20 protein-coding genes and 4 pseudogenes are annotated in these 24,751 nt (G+C 50.5%); 14 read left to right on the top strand and 10 right to left on the bottom strand.

Annotated features, from left to right (window positions below; all coding sequences use genetic code 11):
• Positions 1–27: 27 nt before the first annotated feature.
• The 3 genes from ABDK74_RS11375 to ABDK74_RS11365 are packed head-to-tail and all read right to left on the bottom strand — an operon-like array spanning position 28 to position 3,780.
• Positions 28–687: a methionine ABC transporter permease gene (locus ABDK74_RS11375; protein ID WP_346003875.1), complete on the bottom strand. Its 660-nt coding sequence runs from the start codon at positions 685–687 to the stop codon at positions 28–30.
• The gene (locus ABDK74_RS11370; RefSeq protein ID WP_408874481.1) at positions 668–1,462 is read right to left on the bottom strand and encodes a methionine ABC transporter ATP-binding protein; all 795 of its coding nucleotides are present in this window, start codon (positions 1,460–1,462) and stop codon (positions 668–670) included. The genes ABDK74_RS11375 and ABDK74_RS11370 overlap by 20 nt, the downstream gene beginning before the upstream one ends.
• Before the next feature lie 26 nt (positions 1,463–1,488).
• Positions 1,489–3,780: a TonB-dependent receptor domain-containing protein gene (locus ABDK74_RS11365; RefSeq protein WP_346003874.1), complete on the bottom strand. Its 2,292-nt coding sequence runs from the start codon at positions 3,778–3,780 to the stop codon at positions 1,489–1,491.
• Positions 3,781–4,146: 366 nt separating this feature from the next.
• On the opposite strand from ABDK74_RS11365, the gene ABDK74_RS11360 reads away from it, so the two are divergent.
• Together ABDK74_RS11360 and ABDK74_RS11355 are read left to right on the top strand one after the other, a co-directional pair.
• Complete coding sequence (locus ABDK74_RS11360; RefSeq protein WP_346003873.1) at positions 4,147–5,190, top strand: 2-oxoglutarate and iron-dependent oxygenase domain-containing protein; 1,044 nt, start codon at positions 4,147–4,149, stop codon at positions 5,188–5,190.
• Positions 5,183–6,025 (top strand): MetQ/NlpA family ABC transporter substrate-binding protein, encoded by an 843-nt coding sequence (locus ABDK74_RS11355; RefSeq protein WP_346003872.1) that lies wholly within the window; start codon positions 5,183–5,185, stop codon positions 6,023–6,025. The genes ABDK74_RS11360 and ABDK74_RS11355 overlap by 8 nt, the downstream gene beginning before the upstream one ends.
• Before the next feature lie 272 nt (positions 6,026–6,297).
• On the opposite strand, the gene ABDK74_RS11350 is transcribed toward ABDK74_RS11355, so the two are convergent.
• Complete coding sequence (locus ABDK74_RS11350) at positions 6,298–7,218, bottom strand: LysR family transcriptional regulator ArgP (RefSeq protein WP_346003871.1); 921 nt, start codon at positions 7,216–7,218, stop codon at positions 6,298–6,300.
• A 73-nt stretch (positions 7,219–7,291) separates the two neighbouring features.
• On the opposite strand from ABDK74_RS11350, the gene ABDK74_RS11345 reads away from it, so the two are divergent.
• Both ABDK74_RS11345 and ABDK74_RS11340 read left to right on the top strand, forming a co-directional pair.
• The gene (locus tag ABDK74_RS11345; protein WP_346003870.1) at positions 7,292–7,909 is read left to right on the top strand and encodes a LysE/ArgO family amino acid transporter; all 618 of its coding nucleotides are present in this window, start codon (positions 7,292–7,294) and stop codon (positions 7,907–7,909) included.
• 27 nt (positions 7,910–7,936) lie between these two features.
• Positions 7,937–8,257, top strand: a complete 321-nt coding sequence (locus ABDK74_RS11340) for a multidrug efflux SMR transporter (protein WP_346003869.1) — start codon at positions 7,937–7,939, stop codon at positions 8,255–8,257.
• A gap of 283 nt (positions 8,258–8,540) precedes the next feature.
• Here ABDK74_RS11340 and fucP read toward each other — a convergent pair whose 3' ends face one another.
• A complete protein-coding gene (gene fucP, locus ABDK74_RS11335) occupies positions 8,541–9,887 on the bottom strand; it encodes an L-fucose:H+ symporter permease (protein WP_346003868.1) in 1,347 nt (448 codons plus the stop codon).
• A 579-nt stretch (positions 9,888–10,466) separates the two neighbouring features.
• Here fucP and ABDK74_RS11330 point away from each other — a divergent pair.
• The 5 genes and pseudogenes from ABDK74_RS11330 (at position 10,467) to ABDK74_RS11310 (ending at position 13,400) form a co-directional block, all read left to right on the top strand.
• Positions 10,467–11,218, top strand: a pseudogene (locus tag ABDK74_RS11330) (IS5 family transposase).
• Positions 11,164–11,433, top strand: coding sequence for a hypothetical protein (locus tag ABDK74_RS11325; RefSeq protein WP_346004238.1), 270 nt, complete (start codon positions 11,164–11,166; stop codon positions 11,431–11,433). The pseudogene ABDK74_RS11330 and the gene ABDK74_RS11325 overlap by 55 nt, the downstream one beginning before the upstream one ends.
• Positions 11,434–11,456: 23 nt before the next feature.
• Positions 11,457–12,452: pseudogene (locus ABDK74_RS11320) on the top strand (IS481 family transposase).
• A gap of 169 nt (positions 12,453–12,621) precedes the next feature.
• Entirely contained in the window at positions 12,622–13,107 is a 486-nt protein-coding gene (locus tag ABDK74_RS11315; protein WP_346003867.1) for a transposase, read from the top strand.
• Positions 13,104–13,400 carry a transposase gene (locus ABDK74_RS11310; protein WP_346003866.1) on the top strand — a complete coding sequence of 99 codons (297 nt, stop codon included), beginning with the start codon at positions 13,104–13,106 and terminating at the stop codon, positions 13,398–13,400. The genes ABDK74_RS11315 and ABDK74_RS11310 overlap by 4 nt, the downstream gene beginning before the upstream one ends.
• 240 nt (positions 13,401–13,640) lie before the next feature.
• Here ABDK74_RS11310 and ABDK74_RS15900 read toward each other — a convergent pair.
• Positions 13,641–14,883 (bottom strand): annotated as a pseudogene (locus ABDK74_RS15900) (IS701 family transposase).
• Between the two features lie 274 nt (positions 14,884–15,157).
• On the opposite strand from ABDK74_RS15900, the pseudogene ABDK74_RS11300 reads away from it, so the two are divergent.
• From ABDK74_RS11300 to ABDK74_RS11290, 3 genes and pseudogenes are all read left to right on the top strand, one after another.
• Positions 15,158–15,808 (top strand): annotated as a pseudogene (locus ABDK74_RS11300) (glycoside hydrolase family 99-like domain-containing protein).
• Positions 15,809–15,851: 43 nt separating this feature from the next.
• Positions 15,852–16,615, top strand: a protein-coding gene (locus tag ABDK74_RS11295; protein ID WP_346002506.1) for an IS5 family transposase whose coding sequence is annotated in 2 segments (ribosomal slippage) — positions 15,852–16,185 and positions 16,185–16,615 — 765 coding nt in all. Because the reading frame shifts where the segments join, the coding sequence is not laid out codon by codon here.
• A gap of 60 nt (positions 16,616–16,675) precedes the next feature.
• Positions 16,676–17,005, top strand: coding sequence for a glycoside hydrolase family 99-like domain-containing protein (locus ABDK74_RS11290; RefSeq protein WP_346003864.1), 330 nt, complete (start codon positions 16,676–16,678; stop codon positions 17,003–17,005).
• Positions 17,006–17,038: 33 nt separating this feature from the next.
• On the opposite strand, the gene ABDK74_RS11285 is transcribed toward ABDK74_RS11290, so the two are convergent.
• The 4 genes from ABDK74_RS11285 to ABDK74_RS11270 all read right to left on the bottom strand — a co-directional run bounded on the left by ABDK74_RS11285 (position 17,039) and on the right by ABDK74_RS11270 (position 21,981).
• Positions 17,039–18,484, bottom strand: coding sequence for a glycosyltransferase family 2 protein (locus ABDK74_RS11285; RefSeq protein ID WP_346003863.1), 1,446 nt, complete (start codon positions 18,482–18,484; stop codon positions 17,039–17,041).
• A gap of 391 nt (positions 18,485–18,875) precedes the next feature.
• The gene (locus ABDK74_RS11280) at positions 18,876–19,301 is read right to left on the bottom strand and encodes a hypothetical protein (protein ID WP_194256224.1); all 426 of its coding nucleotides are present in this window, start codon (positions 19,299–19,301) and stop codon (positions 18,876–18,878) included.
• 317 nt (positions 19,302–19,618) lie between these two features.
• Entirely contained in the window at positions 19,619–20,842 is a 1,224-nt protein-coding gene (locus tag ABDK74_RS11275; RefSeq protein ID WP_346003862.1) for an MFS transporter, read from the bottom strand.
• A gap of 11 nt (positions 20,843–20,853) precedes the next feature.
• Complete coding sequence (locus ABDK74_RS11270; protein WP_346003861.1) at positions 20,854–21,981, bottom strand: alkene reductase; 1,128 nt, start codon at positions 21,979–21,981, stop codon at positions 20,854–20,856.
• Between the two features lie 118 nt (positions 21,982–22,099).
• Here ABDK74_RS11270 and ABDK74_RS11265 point away from each other — a divergent pair, with 118 nt between their 5' ends.
• Complete coding sequence (locus ABDK74_RS11265) at positions 22,100–23,008, top strand: LysR family transcriptional regulator (protein ID WP_346003860.1); 909 nt, start codon at positions 22,100–22,102, stop codon at positions 23,006–23,008.
• A 52-nt stretch (positions 23,009–23,060) separates the two neighbouring features.
• Positions 23,061–24,668: a Na+/H+ antiporter gene (locus tag ABDK74_RS11260; protein ID WP_346003859.1), complete on the top strand. Its 1,608-nt coding sequence runs from the start codon at positions 23,061–23,063 to the stop codon at positions 24,666–24,668.
• Positions 24,669–24,751 lie beyond the last annotated feature (83 nt).

Below are 24,751 nucleotides of genomic sequence, written 5' to 3'. Positions count from 1 at the left end.
AAGACGTCATCAAGAGGAACACCATCCTCATATGAAATTCTTCCTCAATCGGGCAGAAATAGAATTTCCAACGATCTGAACAAGAATCGTCAATACAACAAGAATGCTCACCACCCACAACATCATGGTTGTATTAAACCTTTGGTATCCGTAGCGGATTGCAAGATCCCCCAGTCCACCTGCGCCAACAACACCCGCCATGGCAGATGCACTGATGAGTGTGACCAGTGTGACGGTCAGGCCGGAGACCAGCCCTGGTAAAGCCTCGGGAATAAGAACCGAGCGAACGACTTTCGTCCGTGTTGCGCCCATAGCACGAACCGCATCAATCAGTTCCGGAGACACCTCTCTCAATGAGACTTCCGCAATGCGCGCGAAATATGGGATCGCGGTAATGGACAGTGGAACGATGGCCGCGGCAGTCCCAAGAGCCGTTCCCATTACGAAGCGCGTGAAAGGGATCAAAACGACAAGAAGAATAATGAAGGGCACTGCTCTTGTCAGATCAACCACAACCCCAAGAATCCGACCGATGGGACGAACGGGCCATAGTCCCCCGGACCTCGTGATGGTGAGAAGAATAGCGAGAGGCAATCCAAAGAGAACGGCGATTGCTGCGGACGCAAAAACCATTTCGAGCGTCGCCAGCGTGGCTTTGAAAAACAGATCAAAAACCTGATGATGCATATCCGGCGCCCTCCATGTCTTCTCCATTATTCGGCAAACGACTGATGAAAGACTGCGTTAAGGCGTGCTTCGCCTCCCCTCTATTCAGTAATTCACTGGAGATATCTTCAACAATACGTCCCTGATCAAGCACAAGCACCCGGTGAGCCAGCCGACGGATAACATCCATTTCATGTGTAATGAGAATGACCGTAACACCAAGCTCTTTATTAACGGTTTCAAGAAGGGCGAGAATTGAAGTCGTTGCTTCAGGGTCCAACGCGGATGTTGCTTCGTCACACAACAAAATAGCCGGATGACCCGCCAGCGCCCTTGCGATCCCAACCCTCTGCTTTTGTCCTCCGGAAAGCTGTGAGGGATACTTTCCTTCATGCCCTTCAAGGCCGACCAGATGGATCAGGTCCTGAATACGGTGCTGCCGTTCTCTTTTGGGAGTTCCCAAAATCTCAAGAGCAAGAGAAATATTTCCCGCTACAGTGCGGGACTGAAGAAGATTAAAGCCCTGAAAAACAAGACCGATCCTTTGTCGAAGGGCAAGCAGTTCCCGCTCTTTAAGGACGCTGAGGTTTTTTCCTTCAACGAGAACGCGCCCTAAATCCAAGATTTCTGCGCCGTTAAGGCACCGAAGCAAGGTGGTTTTCCCTGCCCCCGAACGTCCAATGAGCCCTACAATTTCACCGCGAAGAACAGAAAAGCTGATATTTTCCAGCGCAAGGTGACCATCAAAGGTCTTTGACAGACCTTCAACTTTCAACATCTCATTCGCTTCAGCCATACCCGTATTCTGCATCACCATCATATTCAAAGAGAAAGATCAGCCCGAAGATAGTAAAAACCACCCTCTTCGGAAAGCTGCTGACTAAGTGTGTCGTAGAGATTGTTGTTATAATCTGCCGTAAAGGACGGCACACGGCTGGGATGGGCGTTCCCGACATTGTTGCCGCCCAGCGCCAGATGAAGTTGAGGCAGAACCTGATAACCGACTTCAAGATTGGTCACGAAGCGCGGACGGTTGATCTGATGGTAAAAATCCGTTGTCGAAAAAGCGTTGCTTCCTGAAACGAATGTCAGGTCAGACGTCGTATGCCCATAACGGATTTCGTGAACGGCGACCGTCCATTTTCCCTGACGCCATATCCCTCCAAAAATCAGCTTGTTGGACGGGTTTTCCGTTGACATCAAACTGATCTGCTGAGCGTTCAGAACCGGAGCCCCCTCCCCGGTCCGGGCAATGTTTCTGACATTGGTATGGTTGAAATTGACGGCCGCATCCCAGTCCACTTTCCCATAACGCCCAAAGTCCGAAGAATAATGCGCCGTAATATCAAGGCCGGTTGTCCGGGTACTGGCACCATTCGTAAAGTAGTTTGTACTGACTGCAGACTCATCGCCAGAAAATCCGGACGTATCCACACCCGCTGCGGCATAGGCTTCTACCGCCCGGGCACCTGAAGCGTACCCTCCATCAACGATCCGGTGCTTGATGTAGATTGTATAACCGTCGACATTAATATGAAGCCGAGGCAACGGATTCAGGATCATGCCTGCACTGAAATTGGTGGATGTTTCCGGTCTGAGGCCAGGCGAACCCAAAGCGCGCGCAGCGGGTGAATTGGCCGCAATCTGTCCGGTTGCATAGTTCGGGCTGGAGATGAAAGCCGCAAAATTTTGTTCCGCGAGGGTCGGAGCGCGAAAGCCGGTACTGGCGGTTCCACGAAATCCGATGAAACGGTTGATGTCATATCGCGTGGAGATCTTTCCCGTCCGCGCATTTCCAACGTCGTCATAATGCTCAAACCGTCCGGCGAGATCCACCCGCCAGCGTTTGACGATCTGCGTCGAGAAATCAACATAGGCGGCTGCGACGTGTCTGGCTGCGTTAACGGCATCCTGAGGCGTTTCGCCCTGATATCCCTGTGCACCGCTCAAGTAATACGACAACGGTTCTCCCGCTCCTATGGAATAGGTATCGCGGCGATATTCGCCACCAAACGCAATATTCAAGGGGCTGTACAGAAACGGCAGATCTACGCCGCGCCGAATATCGAGATTGTTCGTCCATTGCTGGTTGGAGTAACTGCCAAGAAAGAAACGCGACGGGGAATATCCTGTCTCTTTATAAGCGTCTGCGTTGGCGGAATTATAATCCCCCAGCGTGTCGTGGTCTCCACCGATCGTGGAACTCAGATCCCAGTCAAAACCGTAAAGTCGTTTTCCTCGAAAACCGAGCGTGAAGCCATAATCATTCTCAGGCATTGTTTCGACGGGTTCAAACCCGTTCGGATACATCCCGGAAAGCCCGTCAGCCGCAGTGGTGCTCGGAGCACGCAGAAAAGCCCAACGCTCGGCATCGCGGTGCGTAAATGTTCCAAAACCATAAAGCTCTATGGCATCCGTCACATGATAGCCGAAATTCGTTTCGATGGACTCACGCGTCACCTGAGGCTGACCCGTTGCCAGATCGTTATTTTTACCGGTTCGGGGATCAATCCCCGTTCTCTGGGTGCGATCCTGATGTTTGAATTCCGCACTGAGATTCAGGAATCCACGATGACCCAGCTTGAAACCTGCATTCAGGTTTTCACCGGTCGTAAAGCCGTCTCCTGCAGCATAACCGCCATTGACAGCTTGAAGATGGATGCCGTGATTGTTGGATTTCAGAATGACATTGATCACGCCCGCGATGGCGTCCGATCCATACTGAGCAGCCGCACCATCCTGCAGGATCTCAATGTGATCGACTGCAGAAATCGGGATCATATCCAGATCAACAGGGGTCGTTCCCTGCTGTGAAGACGCATCCACCGCAATGGCGGCTGTCGTATGCCGTCTTTTGCCATTCACCAGCACCAGGGTCTGATCGGCATTTAGTCCCCGAAGACTTAACGCATCTACGACCGATCCCTGATCCGAGCCATTGACTTCACGGCTGATAGAGGGAGAAAGCTGGACCAGCGCCTCCCGGATGTCCGTCATGCCTGTCGCCCTAAGTTGGTTGCCCCCAATGATCGTAATGGGGCTGATGCTGCGTGCCGCCGTTTGGGAGGGATCGCGCGTACCCGTCACGATGACCTGCTCCGGTTCGTCAGCCACAGCCTGTTCTGTCCTGACGGCAGGCACGTTTTTTTTGACCACAGTCTCTTTTCTGGGCTGTTTTTTCACGCCGGTACTATCCTGACCCGAAGTATTTTCGGCCGCGACAGCCCCCGGAAAGGTCCCAGAAAACGAAAGGCCAACAAGAAGTGGCGCCAGGACATAACCACTACGCATAAAAGTTCTTTCAAGAAGATTTGTGTTTTGTTGATTATTTCATAGTGTTTTTTGAGTCAAACATAACATTGATGTGGATTTAATATATGTCGCGTTTTATGGAGGGTTATATGAGGACGCATGACCTTGGAATCTGTTGCAAAAGGGGTTCCAAGGGCAAAAAATTTAGAGCCGAAAGTGGTTACGTGTATGACGCAGAGCACTCTTTCTCTACCCACCATCGACCTGTCCCAGTGGCAGGATCATCAGGCGCCAGACGAGATTTTCCTTGCATCTCTGCGCAACGCTGCCCACGAATATGGCTTCTTTTACCTGAAAGGCCATGGAATTTCGGCTGATCTGAATACCGATCTCATGGCACAGACGACCAGATTTTTCTCTCTGTCGATGACGCAAAAAGAACGTATTTCTATGGTTAATTCTCCACATTTCAGAGGGTATAATCATGCAGGCCGAGAGATCACACGCGGCAAAGCAGATTGGCGAGAGCAACTCGATATCGGCCCCGAACGAGCCATCGTGGAAGATCTGAAGGACAAGCCAGCTTACCTGCGCCTTCAGGGACCCAACCAATGGCCAGACGCACTTCCACAACTCAAAATAATTGTTCTGTCATGGCAGGAGCAGGTTCTGAATGTCCTAAGACGCCTGCTAGAAGCGCTTGCTTTATCTCTAGGTCAAGCGGCGAACGCTTTTCATCCCGTCGTCAGCAATACGCCTTATCAGCTTTTGAAACTCATCCATTATCCTGGCCATCAGGGCGAGGGAGAGAGGCAGGGCGTGGGTGCTCATAAAGACAGCGACCTCCTCTCGCTCATCCTTCAGGACAATGAGGGCGGACTGGAAGTGGAACTGGCAAACGGTGAGTGGCTTCAGACACCACCCCAGCCGGAGACGTTCATCGTCAACATCGGCGAATTGCTGGAAGTCGCCACAAGCGGATATTTCAAGGCTGCGATTCATCGTGTCGTCAGCCCGAACTCAGGGCGGGACAGGCTTTCTGCGGCCTTTTTCCTTGGGGCACAACTCGACGCAACGATGCCAATCCTCCCGCTGCCCGACGCCTTGGCAAGCTCCAGCAGCGGGATCACGCAGGACCCCAACAATCCTCTCTTTTCCCAGATCGGACAGAACACACTCAAAGGGCGGCTGCGCTCCCATCCAGATGTCGCGGCCCGACATCACAGTGATCTTTTCTCTGCCGTTTCATCGAAAGCCCTGCACCATGCGTAATCGCCTTCCAAGCCAGAAGCAGTCCGCGCCCGGTATTTCTCTGGGGCGTCGCAGCCTGCTAACGCTCCTCGCTGCCACATCCTTCATTGGTCCATCCGCAAAAGCGCAAGCAAAGCCTGTACGGGTCGGTATCCTGTCAGGAGAAGACGAGGATATCTGGCGTATTGTTCAGGAAAATGCCCGCACGACCGGCCTGACAATCGAAGTCGTCACTTTTTCTGAAGGCAATCCGATCAACGCAGCCCTTGCGGCAGGAGATCTGGACGCCAACGCATTTCAACACGGTCCTTACCTTCAAGCCCAGAATACCGCGCTTGGATCTCATATCGTGCCTGTTGGAAACACCTATTTCGCACCGATCGGCTTTTATTCGAAAAAATGGAAAACACTCTCCACAATTCCTGATGGTGCAACGATCGGCGTTCCTGCGGACCCTACGAACGAAGGACGCGCGCTTAAACTCCTGCAATCTCTCGGACTGCTGAAGATTTCATCTGACGCAGGCGAAATGCCAACCGCACTCGACATCTCCGAAAATCCAAAAAATCTGACGATAAAAGAATTGGATGATCCTGTTCTCGCGCGTTCTCTGCCAGATCTGGATGCTGGCGTAGTGATTACGGAATGGGCTTACAAAGCCGGGATCGACCTTAAATCGGAGCGTCTGGCGCGAGAGAGTATGGACAATAATCCCTATATTAATTTTATCGCTGTAAACGAGCCCGATGCCCATGCCAACTGGGTTCAGCCACTGGTGAGCGCTTTTCAAAAACCCAATGTCCGCACCAAGCTGCTTGAAGCCTATCACGGAGCCATCATTCCCTCCTGGACGTAACGTCGGAATATCCAAGCGTCGATTGTTTCGCCTTTGGTTTGGAGTCTTTTTACAGACCAGTATCCCAAGGAAATTTCGTCAGGCTCAAGCGCCTTGGCTGGGATTTCCTTTTCTCAAAGATGCTGACAGAAGAAATTCTGACCCAGATTGTTAGGGTTCTGCCCGACGAATGTGTGACGTCAGAAGAGTAAAAAAAACATCAAACAGATGTATAGAAACGGATTCCAGCAATACCTCGCATCTAAATTATTCCTGTCAAAAAACCAATATATTCAAACGGTATAATTCCCTACGCTTCTATCGAACCAAAAATGTTTCACACATTCGTTTTTTAAGTGAATAGTGAGATCATTCAATAATTTGCTATTCATCCTTGGTATGACCCAATGAAGGTCAACAGCAAGACGATTATCAGGAACAATCTCGATCAGATTACCCTGAGACAGATATTTATCCACCAGGGCGAGCGGCTGTAACCCCCACCCGACATTTTTGAGTGTAAAATCAAGGAAGCCCTGCGTCGAAGGAATGTAATGTATCCGTGATGGCAGAGCGGTTTTGTGAAGATCATACAACCATCGCGCTTCCAAAGCGTCGTCTCGGTCAAAACATATACAGGGTGCATCCCTAAACTCGGCTACTGTTCCTCCGTTACTGAAGTAGCTTGCTGCAAAATCAGGAGTGGCACAGGCAACATATTGCATCTTCCCTAAATGGACGGACTTGTATCCTGGAATCGGCTCCGTCTGAGCCGTAATCGCGGCTGTGACCTCGCCTGCCCGAAGACGATCTGCTGTACAGGTCTCGTCTTCGACGAGAAGGTCCAGACAAATGGCTGTTTCTGTTGTAAAGCGCGAGATGGCCTCTGGAAACCACGTTGCAAGACTGTCCGCGTTTACGGCAATTCTGAGAGTAATCTCGGATTGCAACAAAAAGCCTGACGCGTGCGAAAGATGAGGAATTTCCGCCTCGAGCAAACAAACTTTGTCCAGATGAGTTACCAGAGCCTGCCCCAGGTCTGTTGGTCTGCATGGCTGTCCCCGGATAACCAGCAGAGCACCCAGCCGGTCTTCGTATCCTCTGATGCGTTGAGAAACGGCAGAAGCCGTAATATTCAATTTCCTCGCCGCACCCTCAAAAGAGCCTTCTCGGATAACAGCACTGACGGCCACAAGAGCGTTATAATCCAACATCAATGAAGGATTGCTTTATAAGGATAAGAAAAACAAGTTTTCCTTCATTAATTGTGCTGTATAAAAAAGCTGAATGATGCCTTTCATTATCAGCTTTTTGTCCGGATTTGCGCTTTCTGCCTCGCTGATTGTCGCTATTGGCGCTCAAAATCTGTTCGTTCTTCGACAGGGTTTGAAGAACGAATATGTCGGTCCAATCGTTCTTTTCTGCGGCTTTTCAGACGCTATCCTGATTATAGCAGGAGTAAGTGGAATGGGCGCTCTACTCGTCTCACTGCCACACGTCGCAAAAGGATTTACCCTTGCTGGCGCCGGATTTCTGTTTTGGTACGGCATCAAAGCGCTACGACAGGCCACACTTTCTGAGAGCATGACAGTGACTGAAGGCGGGCCCGTCTCTTTATCAAGAGCATTGACCTCCGTAGCAGCGTTCACCTGGCTTAACCCGCATGTCTATCTCGATACGATGCTTTTGATGGGCACGGCCTCCACAGCGCAACCGCTCCATCTCAGATCTTTTTTTGCAGTTGGGGCGGCATCAGCGAGTTTTTTGTGGTTTGGAGCGTTAGGATATGGCGCACGTTTTTTGCAGCCAATGTTTGCCACACCAAAATCCTGGAAGATTTTAGATCTTGTTATCGGGTGTGTGATGCTCTTCCTCGCAACTCTTTTGCTCCGACGGGCTCTCTGAATTTCTTAAAAATGCTGGAAAATCTCTATGAACTGGATTGTTCTTATCGTTGCTGGTGCTTTCGAGGTAATCTGGGCCTTTGCCATGAAACAGTCAGATGGGTTTTCAAAGCTCTGGCCTTCCATAGTCACGTTTGTGGGGATGTTGATTAGTTTCGGTCTACTTTCTCTGGCTATGAAGTCTTTGCCTCTGGGAACGGCTTACGCGGTTTGGACAGGAATAGGCGCAATCGGGGCATTTTTAGTCGGGATATTTATCTTGGGAGAAGCGTTCACCCTGACCAGAGCTTTAGCTGCAATCTTCATAGTTTGTGGCCTCATCTTAATGAAAATATCCAACCACGAATAATGCACTAAACGCCCACAAAGATTTCGCAGCTTCGCACAACCTATTGAAAGCACCCCGAAATGTGAAAGCCTCGTTGTGCTTGAGAAAATCGCTGCCATGCCTGCAACTGCGTGGGCTTCTATTGCGCGATCATCATCTGCTGCAAGCCATGTTTCGACGCCAGATCCACCAACATCAGCTCTTCACGGATCACCTCCGGGGCAACCCGTGATTTACCTCCTCCGCATACGTCTTGCACGTTGCTTACCCATAAAATCCGCTTTCTCTCAAAGCGGGTTTTATCTTAATCAATAGTTTGAAAAACTGAGTTCACATCTGTATGTTCTGCTGCTTCATTCGTATTTCTTATGCAGTACGCTGCGAAGATTGCAATCATGAAGAAACATCCCATCGGCACAACATAAGCAAGTTGCATGTTTCCACCAGTAGAATCTGAAATATAACCTTGCAATAGTGGAAGAATACCACCGCCACTAATGCTCATAACCAGAATTGATCCGCCATAAGCGCGGTCATGGCCCAGTTCATCAACGGTCAGGCCATAGATCGTTGGCCAGCAGGGACCGAGGAGCCCGCTAACGAGAATAGCTGCATACACAGCCGTGAAGTCATGCACCATGACCGCATAACCTAGTGCAATAATGCAGAGCAGACTATAAACGAGCAAAACTCGCGCCGGACGAGCGTGCCGCATGAAGAAATTTGCCACCAGCTTGCCAACAAAAAACGCACAAAATGACGCGATCAGGTAAACAGATGCCTGTCTTTCGTTAATGTGCCCCAGTCTCATGGAAAGACGGATAATGAAGCTCCAGACGCCCACCTGTGCGCCGACATATAGAAACTGGGTCAGAATACCGAGGACGAAGCGTTTGTTGGCAAACAACCTTTTCAGGGCACCCGCAGTATCGAGCTCATAACTGCGTTGCTGATCACGCCCTTTGCAGGCTGGATAACGCGTGATGCCAATGGCGATCATGACGACCAATAGAACCCCTAAGATGTAGACATAGGGCTCAAGAGTGGCGTGGATCATAACGAGCTGATGCTGCCATGCCTGAGCAACTGGCATGGCAGAGAGCTGCTCACGCGAAAGATCGTTTTCCTTGAAAATCAGATAAGCCCCCATGCTGGCTCCCAGAATGGCGCCTATCGGTTGGAAAGCACTCGCAAAATTCAGACGATGCGTTCCACGGCCCGGTGGGCCAAGCAAGGTGCAGTAAGTATCGGCAGCGGTTTCAATAAAGACCAGTCCGGCAGCAACAACAAAAAGAGCCACGAAGAATATCTGATATGTCGCAAAATATGCCGCGGGAAAAAACAGACAACAGCCGATAAGGTAAAGGAACAATCCCAACTGGATGGACCATTTGTAGCTGAATTTCTTAATAATCATACCTGCTGGAATGCCCAGCACAAAATAACTGATGTAAAAGGAAAACTGCACGAGGGCAGATTGAAAATCCGACAGCATGAAGGCTTTGCGGAACTGCCCGATCAACACGTCATTGAGGCTCATGGCGCAGCCCCATAGAGAAAACAGACAACACAACAAACCAAATGCGAGCAAAGGTGTACGATTGAGATAAAAACCGTCCGGTAACTGGACGATAGGATCGGACTTGGCCATGTATTGCCTCACAGGATATAGTTTACCGGTAAAGATGAAAAACATTCTCTAAGTGAGGTATGATATTCCATCATTAGATTCGCGTTACTATAACCTAAAATATCACATATTTAATGTTTTAAAAGTGTTTTTTATCCGTACCTAGAGCGTTCTAAAAAACTCTAGGTTTCACGCGTATGTGTAAAAACTAACGCACGATTTCAAACCTTCAGCCTAAAACGAGGATCTCAGTGCCTGCTTGCTCGAATAACGGTTGAGATAAAACCCGAACACAACAAATGCTAATAAACGGAACTAATCATCTCTGACATGCGATGGCCTGGAAGACAGAACTCCGGGTGAGGAAAGCCGATCCGAATGTCCGTTGAGTGATATTTTGGCTCCATCGAGCCGAATAAAATATATCTCTAAAAGAAAATTGAACCGTGTATTACGATCTAACCCGAGACATTTTGCATTATCTATATATATAGCACGGTTTTTTGATTTTAATTTAACACGGATCAGTTTGCACTTCAGTCTCAGGACCCATTGATTTGATTGCGGAAATCTGATTCAGGCTCTGCAAGGAGACTGAAGATGAGCGATCTGTTTTGGCTGACGGACGAACAAGTGGAGCGTCTACGGCCGTTCTTTCCCAAGAGCCACGGTAAACCTCGCGTCGATGACCGCCGTGTGCTGAGCGGCATCATTTTTGTGAACAGCAATGCTCTGCACTGGCGTGATGCGCCCCGAAAATACGGGCCACATAAGACGCTCTACAACCGCTGTAAGCGCTGGGGCGCCATGGGCATTTTCATGCGGATAATGGATGGCCTGTCTGCTGCAAAAGCCCAGCCCCAGACCATCATGATTCATGCGACCTATCTCAAGGCACACCGTACAGCTACGAGCCTGTGGCTAAAAAAGGGGCTCCGGGCCGCCTGATCGGACGGACAAAAAGTGGCATGAACACGAAGCTGCATGCGATCACCGATCAGAACGGACGACCGCTAAGCTTTTTCATGACGGCGGGACAGATCAGCGGTTATACTGGTGCCTCTGCCCTTCTGGACAGTCTTCCCGCAGCACAATGGATGCTGGGAGATCGCGGGTATAATGCCTATTGGTTCAGGAACGCCTTGGAAGAGCAAGGGATAAAGCCCTGCATTCCAGGACGGCAATCCCGCGGGGAACCGATAAAATACGATAAGAGAAAATATAAACGACGTAACCGTATCGAGATCATGGTCGGGAGACTCAAGGCCTGACGGCAGGGCGCAACACGCTATGACAGATGCCCGACCGTCTTCTTCTCAGCCATCTGCCTCGCCGCAACCGTCATCTTCTAGCTATGAGTCCTGAGCCTAGGTGTTTTCGAGAGGATCTTCATCGCCTTGGCAGAACAAGCTGGTCGATCGAAGCGCCTGCTGAGCGATGCGACAGCAACAGCATCAGACTCTCTCTCGCAGAGCGGAACATTATCGCCTGTATCCAGCAGAAGAAGAACCGGAAATCAAAAACGCCTTACGACTGGCATCTCTATAAAAAGCGCCACCTGATCTAAAACATGTTCGCAAAGATGAAAGATTGGCGGCGTATTGCCACCAGAGCCGTCATGGCAGCGCCACGACCACGCACGTTGTGCGAGCAGCAATACAGCGATCGCAGGCTTCGCTCGCGGCACTGAGCGAGGAGTTCGGGATCGATCCGAAAAGCGTTGCAAAATGGCGCAAGCGCCAGACTGTTGAAGATCAGAAAACTGGCCCTGAAGAGCCTCGTTCAACAAACCTGACAAAAACCGAAGAAACCATGGCAGTCGCTTTTCGCCGGCATACTTTACTGCCGCTGGATGACTGCCTTTATGCCCTGCAGGCCAGCATTCCTCATCTGACACGTTCGGCCCTGCACCGCTGCTTTCAGCGTCACCAGATCTCACGGCTTCCGGACATGGAGGGAGACAAGCCAAAACGGCAGCGCTTCAAACGCTATCCCATCGGCTTTTTTCACATCAATATTGCCGAAGTCCAGACCGCTGAAGGCAAGCTGCATCTTTTCGTTGCCATCGACCGGACCAGCAAATCCGCTGTCACACAACTGGTCGAAAAAACCAATCGGAGGACGGCCTGAGAATTCCTCGAACATCTCCTGAGCATCATTCCTTATGGGGTGTATACCATTCTGACCGATAATGGAATCCAGTTCGCTGAGCAGCCCCGTAATCGAAATACGGTGTGGTCGCGTCCCACGCGCTTCGCCATCCTCTGCGAAGCCCACGGGATCGAACATCGTCTGACGAAACCCAATCATCCATGGACGAACGGTCAGATTGAGCGGATGAACCGGACAATCAGGGAAGCAACCGTCAAACGCTTCCATGACGACAGCCATGAACAGTTGAAGATCCACCTCAACGACTTCATGGCAACCTACAGCTTCGGGAGAAGGCTCAAAACGCTGAGTGGACTCACGCCTTACGAATATGTCTGCAAAATATGAACTTCAGAGCCAGAAAGATTCATCAGAAATCTAAACCATCAAACCCCGGGACCAAACATCTTATGTGTTTCCAGCCTGTTATGTTGACCTCATGAACGCCCCTGGCCAGGGGCGTTCATGAGGTCAGATACAGCGCTTAACACCTGGCTAGCCTGACCACGTTTTCTAGAAGGCTGATCTCGCCTCTCTTCACCCTCTCGAACAGTTGACGGCGGCCCGGTTCCGGGACCGCGAACATAAGGAAAGAGAGAGTGATATGTCTGCGCAAATCTTCATTGACATAGATGTGTCCCGAGACTGGCTTGATGCCTTTTTCCTACCCGGGAAACAGAGATTTTGTTGTCAGAATTCACTCGATGGCTATGCCAGATTATTCGAAATCCTTCAGAGCATGCCCGACGATCTCAAGGTCGGCTTTGAAGCCACAGGAGAACAGGAATGGGCGCTCTGGCGTGTTCTTATTCATAAAGGGATCAATGCAGTCCAGTTGTCACCTGCACAGATCAAAGTTTTCGCATTTTCCATGGGAAAAAGAGCGAAGACCGACCAGATCAACGCGGAACTTGTTGCGCGCTTCATGGTGTTTCGCCCAGAGGCCGGCCGAACACTGCCAGATGAAAAACTTCAGCTTCTCCGGGCCTTGACGGTTCGCAGAGCACAGATGATAGACGCGCGTAAACGGCTTTCGGCCCAGTATCAGTCGCCAGCCTTCTCGCAGAAATGCCAGAACTCGGTCGTATGACAGCGACCGAAGCCGCCGCCATGACCGGACTTGCACCAATGGTTCACGATAGCGGCGCGATGCGCGGAAAACGTGTCATTTCAGGGGGCCGAAGCTCTCTCCCCCACGTCCTGTTCCAGGCAGGAATGGCAGCTGCCTGCCATAATCCTGTTCTGAAGGCTGTCGCCAGGCGCATGAAGCAGCATAGCAAACCCCATAAATTGGTGATTGTCGCCATCGCACGGCGTCTCGTCACAATCGCCAATGCTGTCCTCAAAACAGGCCTGCCGTGGCGCGTTACCTCCGCCGCTTAAACACAGCCTAGTGGCTTAATCTCGGTATACTTCGCCTTCTTGCCAGAATCAGTCTTCGCGAACTTGGGCTTCCGTTTACAAGAGCAGTATTGTCACATCCCAAAACAGCTTAGAGACTTCATAGCGCCATTAGCACTACAGTTATATTTTGATGCGAAAGACGTAGGATTTCGCCTGATATGTTTGTCTGAATTTTGACCAGTGCAGAATATGGTTGAGAGAGAGAGATCTGACACTGAGTCAGCCTGACGATAAGGCGCTGGAGTTCCTGAATGGGTTGCCGGATCAGACTTTGTACCGGACTCTCTATCTTTTTTGAAGGCTGGTCATTTGCCTGTGTCCTGACCCCGGCCATAGGGGGCGTAGGCCAACATGACAAACTACATATGACGATGTTTTAAGCAGGCCCGGACCGGGTTTCGTTATAGTCGAGGCCAAATTCGTTTTTGGCTGTTCTGAACCTTTCTTCGGTCCGCCATCGTGTACCCTCGACCTGTACCAACTTTTCAAGCGGTGTTCCCGAAGGACACCAGACGGTGAAATATGCGCGATCTCCATCGACTGGATTGCGGCCCGCGAGGAGGCTGCGCATCCAGACTCTGTCATCAGCCGGGGTATATCTGCCCCTTGGAGCTCGGCGAGCAGACACCATAACCATTTATAAATCCGCTCGCCCTTTGTTCCGTGTCCCGCTGACAGGGAAACCTAGTCTTCTTGCGGAGCGTCCTGAGCAATATAGAGGGTTTCTACTGCAACCGGTCTTTCCCCAAGCCCCAAAAGTTGAATCCGTGACTGCCTGCCACATCCAGAACGTATCCTTTTGCGGCATGATGTAGGCTCATCTCTATCTCGTCCACACCATAAACACTGTTCGCAATAACCCATTCGAAAGGAAGACCGCTGTACAGACTACGTTCGATCACTTCCCGTGCAAGAGTAGGCGTGGTCGTAAAAGTCCTGCTTTTTGGAACAGAGGCTGAAATTAATCGTACCGGATCTGTGCTCCAGGCTTTAGAAAGATACGGGGCACGATCCACAAAAGCATGACCGCACAATGAGACGTAGGTCACGAACATACCGATCTGGCAGTTCGTAATTTTACCCGCCGCCCCTATATACTGGCAACCCACACCGAGACGCCGATCCTTTTTGAGAAACCCCGTCTCATCAACCACGAGAACAGCGTCTTTATCACTCAGGGCTTCCTGAACATGATTGCGGACAATGAGCAAAGACCGTGGGCGCCCCACTGCGTCCGTCCCAGCAAAGCCTGCTGACGCCATGAGCCCCTCGTCGCCTGCGGCTTCTGCACGTTACCAACCCGTCTTGCGCGGCAGGTTGCCCTAAAGCATTTCCAGATAATGCTCCGTCGAAACCGCAACCCGAGCCTGACCAAACAGCGGACATATCTTGTCCTTAACAGCTCGCACCTCATCAAATGACGGAAAAGCGTCTCTTCAACAGATGCTCCACCTGTCATCATATCCTATTCCATTACAAATAAGAGAATTAGATATTACATAAAAATACAATTGTAGTGTTAGAGTTATTCAATATTTCTTCAATTCCTTCAGATAAACCACTTTGAAGATCGGTAAATATCCTAGACCGGTTCAATGATGTCCTTTAAAATTTATCAATAATATCTTCTAGAAAGATTAAAAATTGAACCCTGAATTAAAAATTATCGCTTTCTATTTGCCATAGTTTCATCAAACCCCAAAAAACGACGCATGATAGGGTAAGGGTTTTACCGAATGGACAAAAGTTCGATTTTCAACAATCATGTCCAACCGATCGTTCCAAAAAAGTTAGGCTATTACAATCTACTGGACGAAAACGTCTATGCCGCGCAGGCGCACATGGCACAGAGCCATGGCATAGAAGGCTTTTGCTATTGGCATTATTGGTTCGGCAACGGCAAACGCATTCTAGAGAAACCATTCAATAAAATTCTGGAAACGCAAAAGCCTGACTTCCCCTTCTGTCTATGCTAGGCCAACCAGTCTTGGACTGGTGTATGGCATGGAGTACCAAGTCATGTTCTCATGGAACAAACCTATAATGGTGAGGAGGATATGCGGGCCCATTTCGCCTTTCTCTCAAAGGCCTTCCGGGACCCGCGCTATATTACGTTTGATGGACGGCCTGTTTTTCCAATCTATGGTGTCCATGAACTCCCCGATCCACCGTCTTATATTCAGGCGCTTCGTAATCTGGCTGTTGAACACGGCTTTCCCGGCCTTCACATCATCGGCATGGCCAATAGTAACCCTGAAAAACTTATCACCTGTTGTGATCAGGTCATGCCTTGCGGACCGGGAGATTACATAGACCAACGCCCGCTAGGATTATTGAGCCGCGTAATGCGTCGCCTAGGCTCAGGACCTATTAAAATATTGAACTGAGCGAGACGTTGTGATTCACAGGCTTACCGATGGAGGTAAGGCTGTGAGTGACGTATTTTTGCTGTCTGAACGCCAGATGGAGCGGATTGAGCCGTTTTTTCCTCTGCCGCATGGAGTGCCCCGTGTGGATGACCGGCGTGTTTTGAGCGGAATCGTTTACGTGATCCGCAACGGGCTTCAGTGGAAAGACGCTCCGAAAGCGTATGGCCCGCACAAGACTTTATACAATCGTTTTATTCGCTGGAGCCGCCTGGGTGTCTTCGACCGGATCTTTGTCGCCCTGACAGAACAGGCTGGCCGTTCAAAGCGCCTGATGATCGATGCAACACACCTCAAGGCACACAGAACGGCGGCGTCTCTACTCAAAAAGGGGCTTTTCCCCGCCATATCGGACGGACAAAAGGCGGCCTGAACTCAAAACTCCATGCCGTGTGCGATAGTCAGGGCAGGCCTGTTCGCCTCTATCTGACAGCAGGACAAGTCAGTGACTTCAAAGGCGCAGACGTGCTGCTGGCAGATCTCCCCGAAGAGACAGAAGAAGTCATCGGGGACAGAGGCTATGACAGCAACCGGATCAGGTTATCGCTTGCAGAACGCAATATCACTGCCTGTATTCCCCCGAAAAAGAACCGGAAATCAAAGCTGCCTTACGACTGGCATCTGTATAAAAAGCGCCACCTCATCGAAAACATGTTCGCGAAACTCAAAGACTGGCGACGTATTGCGACCAGATACGACCGATGCGCTCATATCTTCATGTCCGCAATCCATATCGCAGCAACCTTCATCTTCTATCTTAAAGAATGAGTCCTGAGCCTAGCCTGCGCACCTCAGGCAGATTGGCTTCCCGACGCATTAAGAAAAGCCATGAATGCACCGATCCACCATCCCTTCCGAGACGTTGTTGATCAGGCATTTAAAAACCTTCCGGCATCACCGGACTATATCCCCTGCGTAACCACGGGTTGGGACAACACGCCACGTTGCAAACGCCGTGGGATTGTCTTTGAAGGGTATTCTCCTGAATTATTAGGTGAATACGTGCACAAAGCAGTATTGAGAAACAGAAAAGTCGGTGGTGATAATTTCATTTTCTTCAAAGCTTGGAACGAATGGGCTGAAGGTAATATTCTGGAACCCGACACACGCTTCGGACTAAAACCGCTTGAAGCTGTAGCCGCAGCACTAAAGAGCTAATCTGTTTTATCTTATATCTTACCTTCTTGGTGTTCAGATAATAGCCATTATCTGAACACCAAGAAGGTTACACATATTGATCGTATCTGAGGTGTTGAATGTAGATAATCTAAGGATAAATTCTTCATAGGAAAAATTTTCACCAGAATTAAGCATATAATAGATTAAATCAGAGGATGAATAATCTTTTTTCCCAAAAAATTTAAATTCCCCAACTTTCTCTGCTATAGAAAACATCTCCCATCCTGCTGCATGTTCTCTCGAAAACTCTACAGATCCACCTTGATTTTCAGGAATAGCTGTCAAATATTTTCCAGTTTTTTGTGATTTGATGTGTATTTGATCACCAGAATATTCAAAATCAAATTCATAACAATAACTGGTCTGAGCAGATAGATTGATATGAAATCTTATGTTTGATGAATACACAAATGGACTTCTAAAAATTAATATTTTATTGCTATCCTGAAGAATAGCCGCCATTATTTTTTCATACCCTTCCCCCTGCACCAAATGGCCATCAATGTTATTGATAGATAAATAGGAACCGTGAAAGCTTTTCAAATAAAATATATCTATATTCTCTGGTTTAATTGCTGAATTTAGCAAATCATCAGAATAATTTCCGTTTATAAGGAATGTTTTCAGGGAAAATTTGAATATATTCCTTTGAATATTTTTATATACATCATTAGCTAAGTTAATTTGTATCTGGTCCTGAGGATCATAAACATCATTACGATCAAAATGTGACCAGTAAACCGTGCTATTTGATAAATCAGATCCTAGCCGTCTTTTAATGCGTCCAATATAATGTTCCATGGACCTGCAGATATAGTGGTTAACGCGTGCACCTTCCCACACGATATCTTTTGTTGCGCCGGACCGCCATTGCACCGGACGTCCTAAAGAGTCTGCATAATTTCCATAATGTAGATTATATTTGTGAGGATTTTCATATGAAAAGTTAACGGCTTCAGGCCTCACAAAGCTTTTAACAAGTGTATTGTCGTCAAGATCGGCAGTTGACCTATAATTAAACGCTTGATAAGTCGGAACTTTATCTTTCAATACCCTACTTGAGCTTCCATATATACACCAACTTAACGCAATTGCCGTATCATTTTCGGTAAATTTCTCTAAAAAATCATTGATATTATTGGATCCTTCGATGCTGATATATTCATCTCCATCGAGCATAGCGATCCATTCATAATGGCCGGAAGCTCGCTGGATAGCATCGAAATAACTGTCTCTCTGTCTATAATAAAAATTTCCCTCTTTCATAGAGGTTCTAAAAACTTCAACATTATAAATATCTTCACAAGACTTTGCTATTTCGTAAGTTCCGTCAGTTGAATGATCATCATACACAAATATTTTTTTGAATCCTAAAGATATGTGCCATGATAACCATGCCATAATGTCGTGAGCTTCATCTTTAACAAATATTACTATTGCAGATTTTTCTTTTTGCACGACGGAGGCCTTGTTACTGTTGCTGCTAAAAATATAGTTCTGACAGATTACATTTTTGCCCGAGATTAGTAAAATCTTTCGAAGCAGCTGTGGGACAGAAAGTTTTTTACATACCGCTCCAGCTGTTTTTCACATCCAAACGGCGCTGCCCTCAAAACTGTTATGAGTGTCGAGCGCTGTCAACGCGATAGCATGAGGTATTGCAGCTTCGTAATTCCACGAAACGTCCTTTTAAAAGGTACGCATCGCGAAGTCTTTGAAAAATCGTTTTATTCTGATCAACCTAGAGCCAAATATCAGAATTCAGATATTTATTTTAATTTCAGAAATTAAATTAAAATAAGCTCTCTATTTTCTGAGAGCTTATTTTTGGGAAATATTTTACTAAACTTTACCAACCCCAACCTGGGCCAAAACCATAATCTGGACCGAAATCACCCCCCCAAGGACCCCAGTCTCCCCAATTCCATTGGGCATCCTGATAATCTTCAGCCGTCATTTGTTGTTCGTTGGCGAGGCTCTGCTGCTGCTGATACGCTAAATAGCGACCGTAAGCAGCCTGATTTCCAACGTAGAGGCAACCGCAGACTGTTGGGTCAGCATAGACATAGGTTACTGTGTTTCCGTGTACCCGACGGATAAAGTGATGCGACGGGAGTTTTTTCAACATGGCAATTTGTTGGGGTGTGGATGCAGGCTTCAATTGAAACCCTGCTGCTGCCAGATGGTCGTCTTTTTGGCTGACCATTTGCTGAGGAGATTCACAGGCTGACAACGCAGCCACACAAAACAATGAGGCTAAAACGGTTTTTTTCATTATTAAATCTCCATAAAATATAGAATGAATTTCTGTACCCGTTGCCATGCAAACCTTGAGATTGCGGCACAGATGTTTATGTAAAATGTGCTTTAAAGTTCCCTTATTCGATCAAATTTTGCAAAAATATCTCAGAAAATACACTTTTTGCTTCTTTTTCCGCCTTTTCCTTCTTTTAAATGGTTATTTTGCGCGAACTCAAAATAACCCTCTCATATTTCTCCAACAGCCCTGTGTTGCTGCACCTTATTCCTCAACACTCTTGGATGACGTCAGGCCAGACATCATCGGCATGTAGGTTTGCAGGGACTTCCAGACTATCGACTTCGTGTCCTGATCTGGTTTTGGAGCTGAAGTAACGTGGCTGATAGCGCCAACACTCCCCCAAGGATGACGATACCTGTCCAGCCACATGGCAACCATGCCCACATCGCCATAGCTGAACCACCTGCGCCTCCCAGAAACATCGTTCCCATGAAGATCGTGTTCAGTCTGGCCCGCGCCTGCGGACGTAGCGCATAAACAACATGCTGGTTGGAGATGAGGGCACTCTGGATCGCAAAATCCAGTACGGTGACGCCCGCGATCAATCCGGCCAACGAGGTCCATAAACCGAAGATAATCCATGACACGAGCGTTAATGTCGCGCCTAGAATGATGATCCGGTGTGGGCCGTGCCGATCCGCGATCCGGCCCGACAGGGGGGCTGCGAGAATTCCGACTGCTCCGACAATACCGAACAGCCCGGCAGCATCAGCTCCAAGGCCGAAACGGGGTTGTTGCAGACGAAGAGCAAGCGTTGTCCAGAACACGCTGAAGGCAGCAAACAGAAAGCCCTGCGTGAGAGCGGCGAGGCGCAGTTCTGGAAATTCCTTCCACAGACCGCCGAGGGACATCAGCAACTGCTTATAATTCAGGCTGGTATCGGTGGGACGGTTTGTCGGCAGACGCCAGGCCATCAGCGCTCCTGCGCCAAGAGCAATTGGCACAGCCAGCCAGAACATGTCGCGCCAGCCGGCATAGGTGGCGACCATGCCTGCCAGAGTGCGGCTCAGCAGGATGCCGCCCAGAAGCCCTGCCATGACGATACCGATCGTATGGCCACGACGTTCAGGAGACGACAGATGTGCGGCAAACGGGACAATCTGCTGGGCAACAGTCGCCATGGCTCCCACGGCAAGGGAGGCGACAAGCAGCACGGCGGCACTGGGCGCCAGTGCTGCCCCTGCGAGTGCGAGAGCCAGAAAAATGAACTGGCACACGATCAACCGCCTGCGCTCCAGAAGATCTCCTACTGGCACAAGAAAGAAGAGTCCTGCAGCGTAGCCAAGCTGGGTAACGGTCGGGATAAGGCCTGTGAGCGGACCGGGCAGGTTACGCCGCATAATGCCCAGCATGGGCTGGTTGTAATAGATGTTGGCGACCGCGATTCCGGCCGCAACAGCCATCCCCAGCGTCAGAAACCCGGACAGAGGTGCTTCCGGGCCGTGACTCGCTTCGGAAGCGCGGCATGCGGGATTCTGAAGGGAGGGTTCATCCATGACGTGAGGCCTTATTCGATTGTCGGCTGGGATGGGAGCGCTGGCTGTTCATTCTCTTCAGTGCTGAATGTCGGATAGTCCGTATAGCCGTGAAAATCACCGCCATAGAAGGTGGAGCGGTCGTATCGGTTCAACGGCCAATGATTCCGTAATCGCAGGACCAGATCCGGATTGGCGATGAAGGCGCGTCCGAATGCGATCAGGTCTGCGTCCCCAGATTCCAGAAGTCTTTCGGCGCTTGCGGTTGTGAAGCCGCCTGCGGCGATGAGGGTTCGGGAAAAGAGTGGACGCAGGATAGACACATCGACCGGGTCGGGTTCTGCATCCGCGCCGATCCGTGGTTGAACAATGTGCAGGTAGGCGACGTCCATGTTTTCCAGCATTGTGGCGACATAGCTGAATGTTGCGTGTCGGTTGCTGTCGGACATTGATCCGTAAGATCCGCTGGGCGTGAGGCGAACGCCGACGCGATCGGCGCCCCATACGTCAATGGCCGCCTGAGTGATTTCCCGAAGAAAGCGTGCGCGGTTTTCGACCGGGCCGCCATAGGCGTCGGTACGCTTGTTTGTACCGTCCTGCAGAAACTGATCGGGAAGGTAGCCGTTGGCACCGTGGATTTCCACACCGTCAAATCCTGCCTGAAGGGCTCGTGCTGCGGCTTGACGGTAGGCGTCGATCAATGGCGGAATTTCATCAAGTTCCAGAGCACGGGGCGGGTCATAAGGGACTGTGCCATTGAGCGTCCATGCCGTGCCGTCTGCCCTGATGGCGGATGGAGCAAGAGGGGCTGCGCCACCAGGCTGGAGAATACGCGCAGACTGTCGCCCGACATGCCAAAGTTGCAGGAACATGCGTCCTCCTTTGGCGTGGACTGCATCCGTGATGCGTCTCCAGCCGGAGATCTGTGCGTCATCGTAAATTCCAGCGGCGCGTTCAAAACCATATCCCGTCAGTGCAACCGGAGAGGCTTCAGAAACGAGCAGACCGCCCGGCGTGGCGCGCTGGGTGTAGTATTCGAGCATCAGGTCGTTGGGCAAATTGCCGATGCTGGAGCGCATTCTGGTCAGGGGCGCCATGACGATGCGGTGCTCGAGCCGCATGGCGCCTACGAATTTCGGGGAAAAGAGAAGATCGGCCATGGGAAACAATCCTGTGTGAAACGCGCCATCCGTGGCGTGCCTCAGAGGATGAAGATTTCCGTATTGGATTGGCAGCCGTCATTTCAGTATAGAGAGAATTCCATAATGGAATAATAAAATGGATCGTCTTCAAGCCATGACCGTCTTCGTACGGGTCGTTGAGAGTGGCTCTTTTTCTGCGGCGGCGCGGCTGATGCATCTTGGGCAGCCGGCGGTCTCGAAGGCCGTTGCCCAGCTTGAGCGTCAGTTGGGCGTGCAGCTTCTGCTCCGCTCTGCGCATGGTCTGACACCAACGGATGCCGGACAGCGATATTTCGAACGCGTAGCCCGGATCGTATCCGATGCAGAGGAGGCCGATGCCGCTGCGCGCGACAGTACTTTCAGTCTGCAAGGTCGGCTCCGGGTAGCGATTCCCACAACCTTCGGCCGGATTCAGATCGTGCCTCGTCTTGGAGAATTTCTGAAGAAACATCCGCGACTGCAGATGGATATCGAACTCGATGACCGGCGTGTGGACCTGATGGCGGAAGGAATTGATGTTGCCATTCGTGTCGGGCCTCTGAACGACAGTACGATGATCGCTAAACGCCTCGGGAGCGGAAAGCGATCTGTCATCGCAACGCCCCGCTATCTGGGCACCTCCCTGCCCCTTGAAACTCCTGAAGACCTCACCCTGCATCAGGCTGTCACCTATGCGCGGGACAATGGTGTCAGATACAAATTCCGCCAACAGGAAAGAGAAATGAGCGCAGTCCTGAGTCCGCGCCTGAACCTAAGCGCCGCCGAAGGAATCCGCGCCGCGGTGCTTGCCGATCTGGGACTGACCATCGCCGCAGACTTGATGTTCCAGTCCGAACTAGAGCGTGGGACGGTGGTACGATGCCTGACGGACTGGTCCCTGCCACCTGTCGATCTATGGGTTGTCTATCCTTCTGGCAGACTCACGAACGCCAAGGCGCGCGCCTTTTCGGATTTCGTTGCCGGAGTGGTCGGAGAACTGGAAACAGTATCGCGTTCGATGTGCTAGATCCAAAATCACATCCCTCTCTTTCCGAGCAGGCTCCAGCACTGGACGCAACATGTCTGATACGGCGCGTTACGAGTATTTTCTGTTTCTTCTGACCGTCATCCTGATTCTTGAACTGTTATCGCGCAAACTGAAGCTCCCCCCTGCGGCGGCGTTCATTCTGGGCGGTACCGGGCTTGCTCTTTCGCCATGGTCGCCCGAGATCACGATCGACCCCGAGTTGGTCATGGTTGTCTTTCTTCCGCCACTGCTGATGAGCAGTGCGTGGTTCACGGCATGGCGGGAATTTCGAAAAAACTTGTCCGGTATTCTTCTTCTGGCGGTTGGCACCACGACGTTCACGACCGCAGCCGTAGGTGTGGCGGCGCATCTCGTGGTTCCCGCTCTTCCATGGGCCGCGTGCTTCACGCTGGGCGCGATCGTTTCTCCGCCCGATGCCGTTGCGGCCGAGGCGGCTCTGGAGCGCCTGTCCCTACCCGGTCGTGTGACGTCACTGCTTCAGGGTGAGAGCCTGTTGAATGATGCTACGGGACTGGTTCTGTTCCGCTTTGGGGTCGTTGCGGCTCTGACAGGAATTTTTCGTCCCTTTCAGGCACTGACAACGTTCTGTGTCGTCTCTGTTGGCGGGGTGCTGATTGGTCTTCTCGTCGGGTTCCTAGGATTGTTTGTCATCCGCCGCCTGCGCGACAGTGACATGGTTATCATTACGACGGTTCTTCTGGCGGAAGTGTCCTATATCGGTGCAGATCATCTCCATGTTTCGGGTGTTCTGGCCACCGTCGCCACGGGGCTGGTTCTGGGCTGGCATCAGCACAGGGATTTTGATGCGGAGACCCGCCTTCAGTCTCATGCGTTCTGGAAAGTGCTCGTTTTCCTGCTGGAATCCGTCCTGTTCATTCTGATCGGGCTCTCCCTTCGGGGTGTTCTGGGCCGCCTTCGAGGCACACCTGATATTCTGCACCATCTCGTCTATCCCGTCGGGATCGTACTGGTGGCGATGGTCCTGTCCCGGTTTGTGTGGCTGTTCGCGTCGGACGGAATTGTCGGTCTGCTGCGTCGGCGCTGGCCGGAACGGTTTGCGCGTCCGTCTGTGGCTATTTCAACGATTATGGGATGGGCGGCCATGCGGGGAGTCGTGACCCTGACGGCGGCCCTGTCGCTTCCGGAAGGGTTTCCCGGACGTGATCTGGCGTTGGCCTGTGCCTTTGCCTCGATTCTGGTCACCGTTCTGGTCCAAGGGACGACGCTGGCGCCTCTGATCGGGTTGCTCAGGATCAACGGGGGGTCAGAACTGCGTGTTATCCAGTCTGATGAAAACCGGGCGTGGATTGCGGTTGCCGAGGCGCAGCTTCATGCCATTGAAGAGGCGTCCCGTCTTTCAGACGGGAGCGAGCGCCATCCGCGTCTTCTGGAACAATATCGCTATCGCCTGGATGTAGCACGTCAGTATGCGGAGGATACTGACGCGCATCGTCCGGAAGAAATTGCCCATTACGAAGCCGTGCTGAAGGCCATCGAAGCAGGACGGGAGGAAATCCTGCGCCTGCATCATGCAGGTCAGATCCATGACCGGGTTCTACGGGAAATGGAACAGGCCATGGATATGCAGGAGATTGAGGCGGCTGGTCATCTGGGGGCTTCAGAGGAAGGGATAACGTAAAAAACAGGAAACGATGAGTTTCTGTTGTTTTTGTTTATTGCTTGAAAATTCTCACTTAATTTTCTGGTCAACAAGGATGCACG

The organism is Gluconobacter sp. OJB (assembly GCF_039638275.1).
Classification (GTDB): Bacteria; Pseudomonadota; Alphaproteobacteria; order Acetobacterales; family Acetobacteraceae; genus Gluconobacter; species Gluconobacter cerevisiae.
Note: the sequence above shows the minus strand (reverse complement) of the source record. Positions and strands in the feature narration are given on the sequence as shown.

Excerpts from the sequence above, each read along its gene's own strand:
- ABDK74_RS11260 (WP_346003859.1), top strand. The coding sequence starts at position 23,061 with ATGTCTGATACGGCGCGTTACGAGTATTTTCTGTTTCTTCTGACCGTC.
- fucP (WP_346003868.1), bottom strand. The coding sequence starts at position 9,887 with ATGGCCAAGTCCGATCCTATCGTCCAGTTACCGGACGGTTTTTATCTC.
- ABDK74_RS11315 (WP_346003867.1), top strand. The coding sequence starts at position 12,622 with ATGTCTGCGCAAATCTTCATTGACATAGATGTGTCCCGAGACTGGCTT.
- ABDK74_RS11270 (WP_346003861.1), bottom strand. The coding sequence starts at position 21,981 with ATGGCCGATCTTCTCTTTTCCCCGAAATTCGTAGGCGCCATGCGGCTC.
- ABDK74_RS11265 (WP_346003860.1), top strand. The coding sequence starts at position 22,100 with ATGGATCGTCTTCAAGCCATGACCGTCTTCGTACGGGTCGTTGAGAGT.
- ABDK74_RS11310 (WP_346003866.1), top strand. The coding sequence starts at position 13,104 with ATGACAGCGACCGAAGCCGCCGCCATGACCGGACTTGCACCAATGGTT.
- ABDK74_RS11370 (WP_408874481.1), bottom strand. The coding sequence starts at position 1,462 with ATGGCTGAAGCGAATGAGATGTTGAAAGTTGAAGGTCTGTCAAAGACC.
- ABDK74_RS11375 (WP_346003875.1), bottom strand. The coding sequence starts at position 687 with ATGCATCATCAGGTTTTTGATCTGTTTTTCAAAGCCACGCTGGCGACG.
- ABDK74_RS11290 (WP_346003864.1), top strand. The coding sequence starts at position 16,676 with ATGAATGCACCGATCCACCATCCCTTCCGAGACGTTGTTGATCAGGCA.
- ABDK74_RS11360 (WP_346003873.1), top strand. The coding sequence starts at position 4,147 with ATGACGCAGAGCACTCTTTCTCTACCCACCATCGACCTGTCCCAGTGG.
- ABDK74_RS11355 (WP_346003872.1), top strand. The coding sequence starts at position 5,183 with ATGCGTAATCGCCTTCCAAGCCAGAAGCAGTCCGCGCCCGGTATTTCT.
- ABDK74_RS11325 (WP_346004238.1), top strand. The coding sequence starts at position 11,164 with ATGCCCGACCGTCTTCTTCTCAGCCATCTGCCTCGCCGCAACCGTCAT.
- ABDK74_RS11275 (WP_346003862.1), bottom strand. The coding sequence starts at position 20,842 with ATGGATGAACCCTCCCTTCAGAATCCCGCATGCCGCGCTTCCGAAGCG.
- ABDK74_RS11350 (WP_346003871.1), bottom strand. The coding sequence starts at position 7,218 with ATGTTGGATTATAACGCTCTTGTGGCCGTCAGTGCTGTTATCCGAGAA.
- ABDK74_RS11340 (WP_346003869.1), top strand. The coding sequence starts at position 7,937 with ATGAACTGGATTGTTCTTATCGTTGCTGGTGCTTTCGAGGTAATCTGG.
- ABDK74_RS11280 (WP_194256224.1), bottom strand. The coding sequence starts at position 19,301 with ATGAAAAAAACCGTTTTAGCCTCATTGTTTTGTGTGGCTGCGTTGTCA.
- ABDK74_RS11345 (WP_346003870.1), top strand. The coding sequence starts at position 7,292 with ATGATGCCTTTCATTATCAGCTTTTTGTCCGGATTTGCGCTTTCTGCC.